This is a genomic window from Secundilactobacillus yichangensis (assembly GCF_016861565.1).
GTDB classification, from domain to species: domain Bacteria; phylum Bacillota; class Bacilli; order Lactobacillales; family Lactobacillaceae; genus Secundilactobacillus; species Secundilactobacillus yichangensis.
The window spans coordinates 207,763-220,375 of the sequence record NZ_BOLK01000003.1; the positions used below are offsets into that span (position 1 = coordinate 207,763).

General features: G+C 46.0%; 9 protein-coding genes, 8 tRNA genes, 1 riboswitch and 1 other annotated feature (1 of these 19 cut by a window edge). Of the genes, 1 reads left to right on the top strand and 16 read right to left on the bottom strand.

The window, feature by feature from the left end; all coding sequences use genetic code 11:
- Window positions 1-90 precede the first annotated feature (90 nt).
- From JUE95_RS04205 to JUE95_RS04280, 16 genes are all read right to left on the bottom strand, one after another.
- The gene (locus JUE95_RS04205) at window positions 91-690 is read right to left on the bottom strand and encodes a TetR/AcrR family transcriptional regulator (RefSeq protein WP_235995178.1); all 600 of its coding nucleotides are present in this window, start codon (window positions 688-690) and stop codon (window positions 91-93) included.
- A 146-nt stretch (window positions 691-836) separates the two neighbouring features.
- Complete coding sequence (locus tag JUE95_RS04210; RefSeq protein WP_203649415.1) at window positions 837-3,326, bottom strand: ATP-dependent Clp protease ATP-binding subunit; 2,490 nt, start codon at window positions 3,324-3,326, stop codon at window positions 837-839.
- 17 nt (window positions 3,327-3,343) lie between these two features.
- Window positions 3,344-3,811 carry a CtsR family transcriptional regulator gene (locus tag JUE95_RS04215; RefSeq protein ID WP_203649417.1) on the bottom strand — a complete coding sequence of 156 codons (468 nt, stop codon included), beginning with the start codon at window positions 3,809-3,811 and terminating at the stop codon, window positions 3,344-3,346.
- A gap of 307 nt (window positions 3,812-4,118) precedes the next feature.
- Window positions 4,119-5,471 (bottom strand): M20/M25/M40 family metallo-hydrolase, encoded by a 1,353-nt coding sequence (locus tag JUE95_RS04220; RefSeq protein WP_203649419.1) that lies wholly within the window; start codon window positions 5,469-5,471, stop codon window positions 4,119-4,121.
- A gap of 153 nt (window positions 5,472-5,624) precedes the next feature.
- Window positions 5,625-5,698: transfer RNA gene (locus JUE95_RS04225), tRNA-Pro, on the bottom strand.
- Window positions 5,699-5,722: 24 nt separating this feature from the next.
- Window positions 5,723-5,796: transfer RNA gene (locus JUE95_RS04230), tRNA-Arg, on the bottom strand.
- A 22-nt stretch (window positions 5,797-5,818) separates the two neighbouring features.
- Window positions 5,819-5,904: transfer RNA gene (locus tag JUE95_RS04235), tRNA-Leu, on the bottom strand.
- Window positions 5,905-5,920: 16 nt separating this feature from the next.
- Window positions 5,921-5,992: transfer RNA gene (locus tag JUE95_RS04240), tRNA-Gly, on the bottom strand.
- Between the two features lie 4 nt (window positions 5,993-5,996).
- Window positions 5,997-6,069 (bottom strand) — tRNA-Thr (locus JUE95_RS04245).
- Between the two features lie 27 nt (window positions 6,070-6,096).
- Window positions 6,097-6,178: transfer RNA gene (locus JUE95_RS04250), tRNA-Leu, on the bottom strand.
- 17 nt (window positions 6,179-6,195) lie between these two features.
- Window positions 6,196-6,268: transfer RNA gene (locus JUE95_RS04255), tRNA-Lys, on the bottom strand.
- Between the two features lie 2 nt (window positions 6,269-6,270).
- Window positions 6,271-6,343 (bottom strand) — tRNA-Val (locus JUE95_RS04260).
- Between the two features lie 428 nt (window positions 6,344-6,771).
- Complete coding sequence (gene serS, locus JUE95_RS04265; RefSeq protein ID WP_203649421.1) at window positions 6,772-8,046, bottom strand: serine--tRNA ligase; 1,275 nt, start codon at window positions 8,044-8,046, stop codon at window positions 6,772-6,774.
- A 276-nt stretch (window positions 8,047-8,322) separates the two neighbouring features.
- Window positions 8,323-8,961: a deoxynucleoside kinase gene (locus tag JUE95_RS04270; RefSeq protein ID WP_203649423.1), complete on the bottom strand. Its 639-nt coding sequence runs from the start codon at window positions 8,959-8,961 to the stop codon at window positions 8,323-8,325.
- A gap of 128 nt (window positions 8,962-9,089) precedes the next feature.
- Complete coding sequence (locus JUE95_RS04275) at window positions 9,090-10,565, bottom strand: amino acid permease (protein WP_203649425.1); 1,476 nt, start codon at window positions 10,563-10,565, stop codon at window positions 9,090-9,092.
- Between the two features lie 83 nt (window positions 10,566-10,648).
- Window positions 10,649-10,826, bottom strand: a riboswitch (Lysine riboswitch).
- A gap of 43 nt (window positions 10,827-10,869) precedes the next feature.
- The gene (locus JUE95_RS04280; protein WP_203649427.1) at window positions 10,870-11,400 is read right to left on the bottom strand and encodes a GNAT family N-acetyltransferase; all 531 of its coding nucleotides are present in this window, start codon (window positions 11,398-11,400) and stop codon (window positions 10,870-10,872) included.
- 114 nt (window positions 11,401-11,514) lie between these two features.
- Here JUE95_RS04280 and JUE95_RS04285 point away from each other — a divergent pair, with 114 nt between their 5' ends.
- The gene (locus tag JUE95_RS04285; RefSeq protein WP_203649429.1) at window positions 11,515-12,315 is read left to right on the top strand and encodes a lp_1002 family arylesterase; all 801 of its coding nucleotides are present in this window, start codon (window positions 11,515-11,517) and stop codon (window positions 12,313-12,315) included.
- Between the two features lie 120 nt (window positions 12,316-12,435).
- Window positions 12,436-12,613: a binding site (T-box leader), on the top strand (it continues 49 nt past the right edge of the window).

A 12,613-nucleotide genomic window follows, 5' to 3' on the forward strand; every position in this document is an offset into this window, starting at 1 on the left:
CGCTACGGACAATATATCGCAACGACTCATTTCAGTTCACAGTTACATACTGCAGATAGTATACCTGCTACTGATTAAGTTGTCAAACAGTTAATGCCCATCAGACACTAACCCATGCGAAATTAAGTCTAATAATAGTCGAATATGGTCTTCCTGAGTCAGGCTGACACCGCCGATTCGGTGAAACTTGCTGAATAGCGGACTTAAACTAGTGATGTAAAACTCCGCCGCTTCCTTCGGCTGAATATCCTGCCGCAGTTTAACATCCTCGCTCTTAAAGTAGTTTTCAATGGGCGTCACGTAGTCCGTCTGAAAAATCATGCCAAGCTGGCGCATGTTCTCCGGCTTCAGATCCACGAAACTTGAGTGGATCACCGTGAAAATATCCCGCGGATGTGCATCCGTCAGCACCTGAGTAATTTTAACCAGCCGTTCTTCGGCCGAGATCGTCGAGCCCTGCTGATTGACGGCATCGATTCCCGCCTTGATTTCACTGCCAACCGTTTTGATCACCTGTAAGTAGATTACTTCTTTATCATCAAAGTGATGGTAAAGTGCCGGTTGAGTAATCCCCACCGTTTTAGCGATATCACGAGTGGAAGTTCCCTGATAGCCCCGAGACAAAAAAAGGGTACGGGCAGCGTCTAAAATTGCTTGATGCGTCTTTTCTAATTGCACTTCTCGTTTCAAATCAACTACTATCCCTTCCATGGTACCTGTCCTAATCTGAATACCAGTTTAACACGAATCGCCATTTTGCGGAAACAAAGCCCATTTTCGCCACTAAAAAGCAGCCTGACCAATAACGATCAGACTGCTTTTAGAATAAACGCACATTACTTGCTGCCAACGGTTTCGTTGGTTTTAGTTTCAACCTTTTTATCCGGCTGTTTAATGTTCAGCGTAATCTTGCCGTGGCTGGCACCCAAGGTCACCATGTTGCCAGCTTGAATCTCGCCGGACAGCATTGCTTCGCTCAAACGGTCTTCAACCTGGGTCTGTAATGCCCGCCGAATTGGCCGTGCACCATACTCAGGGTCAAAACCGGCGTCGGCAATCACGTCGATAGCAGCTGGTGTTACCTTGATGTTGATCCCTTGACCCTTCACGCGGTCGATCACCGTCTTGGCCATCAACTTCACAATTTGGTGGAGTTCTTTCTTCTTCAGACTGTGGAAGATGACAACCTCATCGATCCGGTTCAGGAATTCTGGCCGGAAGCTTTGTTTCAGCGTCTCCCGAATGGTATTAGCCATTGCAGTGTAATCGCCGCTCTTATCTTCCGCGCCGAAGCCAACGGTCTTTTCGTCCCGCAGTCTAGTTGCACCCAAGTTGGAGGTCATGATCAAAATAGTGTTTCTGAAGTCAACCTTACGGCCCTTAGAATCGGTCAGGTACCCATCATCTAGAACCTGCAGCAACAGGTTGAAGACGTCTGGATGAGCCTTTTCAACCTCATCAAAGAGAACAACTGAATACGGTTTTTGACGAACCTTTTCAGTTAATTGGCCACCTTCGTCATACCCGACATAGCCTGGTGCGGAACCAATCAAACGACTGGTTGAGTACTTTTCCATGTACTCACTCATATCAACCCGGATCATGTTGTCTTCTGAACCAAACATTGCTTCAGCCAGCGCCTTAGCAAGTTCAGTCTTACCAACACCGGTAGGACCCAGGAACATAAATGAACCAATTGGCCGGTTGGGATCTTTCAAACCGGAACGGGCCCGCCGAATAGCTCTAGAAACTGCTGAAACCGCTTCTTCTTGGCCAACCACCCGTTTGTGCAGAATGCTTTCCAAGTTAACCAGCCGCTCTTGTTCAGTCCGGTTAAGCTGCGTCGTCGGCACCCCGGTCCATTCTGAAACGACTTCGGCAACATCTTCGCCAGTCACGTTCAGATTGTACTTTGAACCAGATTCCGCTTGCTTTTCAGCCTTCTTATCCAGCTTATCCTTCAACGCAATTTCCTGCTCACGAATCTTGGCAGCTTCTTCAAAACGCTGATCAAGAATGGCGGCCTCACGTTGATCAGACAAGTCTGACAATTTAGCTTCCTGCTTGGTCTGATTGTTAGGCTTATCCATCTGGCTGATACGCACTTTAGCGGCCGCTTCATCCATCAGATCAATGGCCTTATCAGGCAAATAACGGTCTGTGATGTAACGGGTAGACAGCTTAACCGCCTGTTCCAATGCGTCATCAGTGATGTTTGCCTTGTGATGCTGCTCATAGCGGGGACGCAGGCCCTTCAGGATCTCAACGGTTTCATCTTCCGTCGGTTCGTTGACCTGCACGGTAGCAAACCGCCGTTCCAAAGCGGCGTCGGATTCAATGTACTTCTGGTATTCATCCAATGTCGTTGCACCGATCGTTTGAAGTTCGCCACGTGCTAATGCTGGCTTCAAAATATTTGAGGCATCAATGGCACCTTCAGCACCACCGGCACCAATCAAAGTGTGCAATTCATCAATGAAGAGGATGACTTCCCCATCGTTGTAAATTTCTTCAATGACCTTCTTCAGACGGTCTTCGAATTCACCACGGTACTTGGTACCAGCAACTAATGACCCCATATCCAAAGCCATCAGCCGCTTATTTTGCATGTCTTCAGGCACGTCGCCCTTAACGATCCGTTGTGCTAAGCCTTCAGCAATCGCCGTTTTACCAACACCGGGTTCACCAATAAGGACCGGATTGTTCTTCGTCCGACGACTCAAAATCTGAATTACCCGACGAACTTCGTTATTCCGGCCAACCGTCGGATCCATCCGGTCATCACGTGCTAACTGCGTCAAGTCACGGGCCAATGAATCCAGGGTAGGCGTTCCGCCCTGCTGTTTACGGCCACGTTGATTGCGCCGCTTATCCTGGGTTTCAGTCACACCCAGTTTACGCAAAATAACCTTGCGTGCCTGAGCTAAATCAATGTTTAAATTCATCAAAATACGTGAGGAAAGAATCGTTTCATCACTCAGCAAAGCCAGCAATAAGTGTTCAGTCCCAATCTTAGTGGCACCGATCCGCTTGGCTTCCTCACCAGCTACGGACAGCATGTCCTTTGCCTTTGGTGAATATGGCAGATAAGTATCCTTATCAACGTTGCTTAAAGTGCCATAACCCGTGAAGCGTTCGATCTCTTCACGTACGTCATCTTCACTAATGGAAAATTGCTGTAAAACCTTGTTTGCAATCCCATTTTTCTCAATTGTGAGTGCTAAAAGTAAGTGCTCTGTGCCAACAGCTTGGTGCTTAAAGTACTTCGCCTGTTCTTGGGCTAATGCCAAGACGCTCTTTGCACTGGGGGTAAAAAGATTATCCATTTCAATTCCTCACTTTCTTAGCTCTCATAGCGTAGATGTTTCAATATACTTACTAAAATACGCGCCCTCAAGCCGTTCTCTTCCGCACGGTTTTCCATTTGCAGGGTATCCTTACTCATGATCGTCAGAATGATATTAGCCTCTCTGCGGCCAATCACACCACTTTCGTAAAGTCCCTGAACTACGGCGTAACCATCACGTTGCCCAATCGAATCGCCGATGGTTTCAATCAGTGAATCTAACACATCGGTATCATCTAATAAGTTGACCTTTTCGATTCGAATATAACCGCCACCGCCACGCTTACTCTCTACCAAATAACCGTTGGATAAAGTAAAGCGGGTTTTAATCACATAGTTGATTTGTGACGGCACCACATTGAACAAATCCGCAACTTCTGATCGGCGAATTTCCACGTGCTCTGTATCCGACAAAATCTCTTTGAGGTACTGCTCAATAATATCCGAGATATTCTGATTTTGCACGCTACTCCCTCCATTCACCAACTTAACAATCATGTTTGACTAATGTTGACTTTCATTATACGAATGTTTGGTGAAATTGCAAAGGTTTATACTTTAATTTATCGCCCAAAATGCCAAATTTATTTGAATCGAAAAAGTTTCTTCCTATAATAAAGGCCTTTCACACCTAATATCCGAGATTTTGGATGATTAAATGTACATCTTCATTATAAAGCATTCGTCAATAAAACCACACCGATAAGGGGTAAAATTCATCATCAGTGTGGTTTTAAAAGGTTATTATTATCGTTTTGTTAGACCAACCATTTCAATGCTTACCAAACGCGGTTAACAAACTTGCGGTATATAGAACATCTTCAGCGTAATCCGCAACCCTAACACTCTCATTAGGCGCATGGGCCCCAGAGCCAGACCAATTGGCTCCCACCGCAACGATTGGTGCGTGTACGGCATCAAAAAACGGGGCTTGAGGACCACCGCCAGCAGCGTTAGGGACTAAAGTTACCTGATCACCGTATACCTCATGTGCGGTTTCTACAGCTTGTCCGACAAACGGGTCATCTAAATTGGACCTAAATGGTGCTTCACCTAATAAGAATTTCAGCTGCACATCCGCGAAACCGTTTCGTTTTAACTGTGCTGCCACTAAGGATGCAACTTGTTGCGGCTCTTGGCCTGGTACAAGCCGGCAATCAAGTTTAGCTTTGGCATACTTAGGCAGAACCGTCTTAACACCGTCTCCTTCGTACCCACTGCTCAAACCATTGATGGTCATCGTTGGCGCGTTAACCAACGCAGTCTTAGGATCTTCCGTTACAAACGGTCGTTTCAGTCCCCAGCCCGTGCGCGTGGCAGCTGCATTAAACGACATTTCCTCAGTAGCGCGTTGCTCGGAAGCCGTTAGGGGCCTAACATCATCATAAAATCCAGCCACCAAAACATGGTCATGATCGTCCTTTAACGAGCTCAACGCCTTTGTCAAACGCCAGGCCGCATTATCCGCATAAGCCGCCAGGGAAGAATGAAGATCCACGTCAGCCGTTGAGACTGATAATTCAAAACTGACAATCCCTTTAACACCGCAAGTGATGGCAAAGTTTTCATTGGCATCCTTACCGCCCGTTTCCCAAACCAGTGCATCTGCCTTTAAATCATCAGCGTGTGCCTTCGTCATTTGCGCAACGTGAAGGCTGCCGACTTCCTCTTCACCCTCCACAATAAACTTTAGATTACATGGTAATCCACCGGTCTGCTGTAATGCTTTCACCGCTGACAGTCGTGCCATTAACTCACCCTTATCATCGGAAATACCGCGAGCAACGTACTTACCATCTACCTCGGTTAAATTAAACGGCTCGGTGTGCCATTCATCTAATGGTTCAGGTGGCTGAACATCGTAGTGATTGTAGAAAAGTAACGTCTTATTAGCATTACCATTAACACCAGCCTGAAAAGTAGCAAAAACAAACGGGTTACCGTCAAATTCATCCCATACTTGTACCTCTGCGCCAAGCTCCAAAAATGATTGCTTCAAGAAAGCAACCGTTTCTTTAATACCGCGATGCTGAGCTGACACCGTTTCAATATGTAAATATGCTGCCAAACGTGCATGATCAGCCTCTAAAGCTGTTTTGACAGCGTTATGTAATGCTTTATCCATACGCTAAACACTTCCTATGTATTTTGGCTCTAACAGAACCATTAAAATTACATTAGTCTTTGATGTGAGCTCTGTCAAGCCAATAAAAAAACACACCCGGAAAGGTGTGTTGATTTCTAAATTTTCATCGCTAACAGCAAATGGCCCGAATGATCGGGAAAACAGGATTTGAACCTGCGACCCCTACGTCCCGAACGTAGTGCTCTACCAAGCTGAGCTACTTCCCGTTTGTTGTTTAAAAACAACAAAAATGCACCCAGTAGGAGTCGAACCTACAACCTTCTGATTCGTAGTCAGACACTCTATCCAGTTGCGCTATGGGTGCAAAATATTATTAAATTAAAAAATGCCGAGGACCGGGATCGAACCGGTACGGTCATCACTGACCGCAGGATTTTAAGTCCTGTGCGTCTGCCAATTCCGCCACCCCGGCAGGAATAAACGCAAAAAGCGGAAGACGGGATTCGAACCCGCGACCCCCACCATGGCAAGGTGATGTTCTACCACTGAACTACTTCCGCACAATGCCGACTAGAGGATTCGAACCTCCGACCTCCTCATTACTAGTGAGATGCTCTGCCAACTGAGCTAAGTCGGCGAAAGTGATGCTGCTTATTTAATTAAATGCGGGTGAAGGGACTCGAACCCCCACGTCGTAAGACACTAGAACCTAAATCTAGCGCGTCTGCCAGTTCCGCCACACCCGCATGGTGATACTGGTTAATGAGCCGTGACAGTCTCGAACTGTCGACCCTCTGATTAAAAGTCAGATGCTCTACCAACTGAGCTAACGGCTCAATGGAGGATACAGGGCTCGAACCTGTGACCCTCTGCTTGTAAGGCAGACGCTCTCCCAACTGAGCTAATCCTCCATGATGATGCTCAAAAGGTGAACAATTACGATCGACCTCTTTGAAACAACTATTATAGTTTATCATTCAGCAATTTTGCTGTCAACAACTTTTTTTAAGTTGATGAATAGTTATTCAGAGCAAAAGGTTCTGTGTTCCAACTGCAAGAACTATATTACACGTATTTTCAAAAAAAAGCTACCCCTTTTTTCAATTTCTTTGGATTATTTTAGAATGGGGATTAGTTGCTCCCAATTGTTTCGTTTGAACGGTTCAATCTCAACTTTAAGTTTCGCTTTATCATGATGATTATTTGTAAATTCGTCCTTTTTGCTAATGAATAAGTTATCTATTTAGCTTTATAAAAATGTATTTATTAGTTATTTAAAATAGAAAAACAGTCGTTACCCAGCTTAATCAACTGGATAACAACTGTTTAATGAACTAATTTACTCTTTAACGATCTTAGTCTGACCGCCCATGTAAGGCTGCAAAGCTGCCGGAATATCAACCGTGCCATCGGCATTTTGATAATTTTCCAAAATAGCGGCAACGGTCCGGCCAACTGCTAGTCCAGAACCGTTTAGAGTGTGGACGTACTGCAATTTACCATTTTCATCGCGGTACTGAATGTGTGCCCGACGAGCTTGGAAATCCGTACAGTTCGAGCAGCTGGAAATTTCGCGGTACTTATCCTGATAAGGTAACCAAACTTCAAGGTCATGAGTCATCGCGGCGGTGAAGCTCATATCACTGGTGGTCAAGGTGATGACGTGGTGAGCCAAGCCTAACTTCTTCAGTAAGTCTTCAGCATGGTTAGTCATCATCTCCAACGCGTCCCAAGATTGGTCAGGTTTAGTAAATTGCACCATTTCAACCTTGTTAAACTGGTGCAGGCGAATAAGGCCCCGGGTATCACGGCCGGCACTCCCTGCTTCAGAACGGAAAGCTGGTGTCAGCGCGGTAAACTTCACCGGCAATTTTTCGTCATCGATCACATCGTCACGGTAATAGTTGACCAACGGTACTTCCGCTGTTGGAATCAATGTTTCATCGGCTTCCTTCAATGAATAAACGTCCTCGGTAAACTTGGGAAACTGACCAGTACCAAACATTGAAGCACTGTTAACCATGTACGGTGGCAAAACTTCGGTAAAACCGGCCTTTTCGTTTTCATCTAAGAAGAAGTTATACAGGGCACGTTCCAAACGGGCACCTTGGCCGATATAGTACAGGAACCGGCTGCCAGAAACTTTAGCACCACGTTCAAAGTCCAAGATTCCCAGAGCTTCACCGATTTCCCAGTGTGACTTTGGCTTAAAGTCAAAGCTTGGAATATCGCCCCACTTACGCAATTCAACGGAGCCATCCTCAGTCAAACCAACGGGAACGTTATCGTTGGGGATATTTGGCAGACGTGAAGCCTTGTCGTGCACTTCTTCAGCAATCTGAGTCAGCTGTTCATCCATGGCTTTGATATCAGCACTGACCTGCTTCATCTGGGTAATCTTATCAGAGGCATCCTCTTTGTTACGCTTCAGCTGTGAAATTTCGTCGGATACTTGATTTCGTGTTGCCTTCATTGTTTCAGACTTAACGATCAGATCCCGTCGCTTTTGATCAACCGCTAATAACTCATCGATCTCAGCCGCCTCAACTCCGCGGGTAGCTAATTTTTCCTTTACAAAATCAGTTTCGTTGCGCACTAATTTTAAATCAATCATAATACTGCTCCTCTCATTTTTTTGGCCCGCAAAAAAAGCTTCCGCCCCAAAATATTGGGACGAAAGCTCGCGGTACCACCCAAGTTTGCAAATTAACTGCACACTCAATTTCGGTAACGGTGATTAACCGTACAGGATTAACTGTCCGCTTTAATGTACTGGAGTTTCGATGAACGGTTCTCAGCAACCCGTCTCTCTGAACATCTACTTAAAGGTACATCGCGTTTTGTAATTGCATTCATTGTAAAATATTTAACGGCTAAAAGCAACTCACGGTTACAGATTCAGTTCGGCCATCTTCTGATCAACCAGTGACAGCACCTTCTGCTGAGCGTCAGCATCTTCGACAAAATCTAGTTCATCACCATTGATCGCCATCTTCGGTGACTTATCGTAGTTTTTGTACCAGTCCACGTAACGGGCGTCTAGTTCCTTGTAATAGTTATACAAACTGGGATCCTTATCGACCTGCTCGTATGACCGGCCCCGCTTCTTGATTCGAGACAGCATCGTATCAAACGAAATATTGATGTGAATCAGCAAATCAGGGTTCTTCTTTTCGCTGGTATCCGGCAGCTCTTCCATCATGTTTTGAAGGAGAGAATTATAAATATCAGATTCAGTTTGCGTTGCACGCCCTAAATCAGCATTCAGCTTAAACAACAGTGAATCCTCAAAAATGGAGCGGTCTAACACAGCTTCGTCATCCTTGGACGCAGCTTTGATACTATCCAAGCGCTTGTTCAAGAAATAGATCTGCAGTAAGAAACCGTACTTTTTAGGGTTCTTATAGAATAAAGGTAAAATCTCGTTATCCTCTACTGATTCATAAAAAGCTGGTTTATTTAAGTGACGTGCAAGTAGCTGGGTCAAACTGGTTTTACCAGCCCCAATAGTTCCTGAAAGTACGATCATTAATAGTTTCTCCTTTAACCTCAAAAATTCAGTACTTCATATTGTATCATTGCCAGCAGTAAATGCAACATATTGTGGTGAAATAATCAAAAAAGCGCCAGCAGGTCGATTCCTACTGGCGCATAATCTTATTTCTCTGAGTCCGCTTCCTCATGCTTATGAGGCGCAACGTCCACTTTATCTAACGGAATAAGGTGAGTGTGATACCTAAGCTTATACCAGAAGTACAGGATGAAGAACAGCGGCACACTCAAGTAAGTCACCGCAATCTGTTCCCAATCAAAATGAGCAAAGGCAGTCGTGTTTTGTCCGACGATGACTAAGATACAAAGAATCAGAGCCAAAATTGGGCCAAATGGGAACCACTTCGCGTGATATTTCAATTCCGATACATGATGCCCTTGCTTAATAAAGGCCCGACGGAATCGGAAGTGGGAAATCGCAATCCCGACCCAGGCAATAAAGCCGGTCAAACCAGACGCAGCAACTAGCCAAACATAAACCTCTGGTCCCATAATACTGGTTATAAACGCAATGGCGCCAATGATAGTTGTGGCAACTTGGGCCCGTAACGGCACCCCGTTTTTAGTCGTATGCTGAAAATACTTAGGTGCAAAATCATCTAGTGATAGAGAATACAGCATCCGTGACGAAGCGTACATACCAGAATTAGCCGCCGAAATAACGGAAGTCAGGATAACCGCGTTCATGACACTCGCAGCAGCTGCCAGCCCGGCCCGCTGGAAGACCAGCGTAAACGGACTAATAGCAATGTCACTCGCTGATGAGCCCAGTAGTTTCGGACTCGTATAAGGAATTAAACAGGCAATCACAAAAATTGCTAAAATATAGAACAGCAAGATTCGCCAGAACACTTGGTTAATTGCCTTTGGAACACTCTTCTCCGGTGTTGCGGACTCCCCGGCCGTGATCCCCACTAATTCAGTTCCCTGAAATGAGAATCCGGCAACAACGAACACGCTCAAAATGGCTGGTACCCCACCAACAAACGGTGCTTGTTTATAAGTGAAATTACTGAGGCCAACTGCATGGCCGCCCATAATCCCAAAAATCGTTAAGAAACCAACAATCAGGAAAATCACAACGGTCACGACTTTAATCATGGCCATCCAATATTCAGTTTCGCCAAAGGCCTTCACGGTCAAAGCATTGATCAGGAAAATCATGACCAGAATGACCGTGCTCCAAATCCAGCCAGGAACGTTCGGCAGCCAAAACTTCATTACTAACGCAGCGGTACTAATATCCACTGCTAAGGTAATTGCCCAGTTAAACCAATAGTTCCAGCCCATCGCAAAACCCAAGGCCGGATCAACGTACTTAGTAGAATACGTTGCAAATGATCCCGACACGGGCATGTTAGTTGCCATTTCGCCAAGGGAAGTCATTAAGAAGTAAACCATGATCCCTAAAGCCACATAAGCCAACAGGCCACCGCCTGGACCGGCCTTTGAAATCGCGGATCCACTGGCAACGAATAAACCAGTCCCGATACTGCCACCTAACGCGATCATGGAAATATGGCGGGTTTTCAGCTCTCTTTTAACCTCATTATCCCCATTGCCGCTTGTTTGTTTCGCCATTTATTTACACTCACTTTCAGATTGATTTTGACAATAAAAAGGGCCGCCTGCAGCTTACCTGCGAGACGACCTAAAAGTCATTTTCCGTAGGAAGCTCTCCGCAGCACATCACTGCGACAGTCCCAGCCCTCTTAAGACTGGTCCCAGCTCCGCGTGCTATCAGTCACGTTGAGCTTCGGCGAGTTACCCTTTAACTTTCATTCACAGAACCTGATCGTTCTCCTGAAAGCGACTCTTATAATTCGCGCCTCTTCTTTTGATGAGTTTAATACTAAACCGTTCATGTTTAAATTGCAAGCGGGCTTCACCCTTTACGGTCAATTCGATAAACGACCTCAGTCTGACCAGGCTGGTAAAAGTCGTGTTTCGAATGCGTAAATTGATCGACGTAGTGGAAACCCAATTTTTCCAATACCCGTTTAGAGCGCTGATTATCCTCCAAAAAGCTGGCCCAGATCGTTGAAACTAGCTGGTGGGTAAAGACCGTTTTAATTAACGCCTCAGCTGCTTCCGTCATATAACCCTGTCCCCAGTATGTCCGGTTCAAAACGTACCCAATCTCAGCGGCATGTTCTTCCCGTTCACCGTTATCAGCGATTCTTGGGTAAAGTCCAATACTGCCGATGACTCGCTGCGTCAAAGTTTCTACAATGGCAAATACCATTCCCTGCTTAATGGCAGAGCGCAGCAGATAAGCTGCATCCGTTTTATGATGAGCGTACTGGAACCCAGCTTCCTTTGCATTTTCAGGATCCCCAACAATGGCGTAATAGTCGTCCAAATCAGACTCCACGAACTGGCGAATCGTTAGCCGCTCTGTTTGTATACTGATCATTTATCAATCGTTCCCTTTTTCTCAGAGTCCAAAATGCGTTAAACTATTGGTACTGAGTTTTTATCACACGCTGTTTGGTTAATTTCATTATAGATTATACTTAGGATGATGACTATGCAAATCATTAAAGAATCACTTGGCAGCGATACTGCCGCTTATTTACAAGGTTACTTACGGGAAACTGACCCTGAAAATCCGGATCAGACTTACCCCGCAATCATTGTTGTTCCGGGAGGCTCATACACCCACATCCCTGAACAGCAGTCTGAAACCCTAGCAATGGCCTTTGCCAATATGGGCTACCAGGCTTTCTACCTGCGCTATAGCTTCGTCGACGAAAAACAGCCGCTGCACCCCGCTCCGTTAGTGGAACTGGCAAAGTCAGTTGCACTGCTGCGGCAAAAAGCTGCCGACTGGTTGATCGATCCCGAAAGAATTGCCATTGCTGGCTTTTCTGTCGGCGGCCACGTGGCCGCCCTCTATAATGATTATTGGCACTCGGAATGGTTAGCCAAGAAAGCGGGCGTGGCTGCCGACAGCCTGCAACCGCAAGCAGTGCTGCTGGGCTACCCCGTTATCAGTCCGAAGTTAGGCTTTCCGGTTAAGGAAGGCATGCTGGAACAATGGACTGACGACCCCGATGCCATTGCCGCCGACGAACACGTCAGCGAACAAAATGCTCCCACTTTCATCTGGGCCACGGCGGATGATCCGCTGGTCCCGTCAGCCAATAGTCTGGCGTATGCCAGCGCATTGAGTCAGGCACACGTACCGCTTGAGCTTCACGTCTTTCGCCACGGCCCACACGGACTAGCGCTGGCTAACCACTTAACCGCTTGGAAGCGTGATGCCAACCAGCCCCACGTGGCTCACTGGCTGAAGCTCGCCGAAGAATGGCTGAATGCAACCCTTTAATTAAACCGATTCAGTAAAAGCCTGGGAGGTTTCTCAGGCTTTTTTAATCCGCCCACCTCCCAAGCCGCTAAATTTATCCTTGACAACCCTTACATTCACTTCTAGAATGAGAACCAAATTACAAATGCAGTGAGTAGTCAAAGTAGATTCTAATTTAGAGATCATTCGTAAGGCTGGGAGAATGAACCGAATCGAAACACAGCTACTAGCAGTTAACCTGAACGATTTACTTTATTAGGGATAGCCGGTCACCCACCGTTACGCGGGGCAAGTTAATTAACTTGCTGAGGTAGTTATC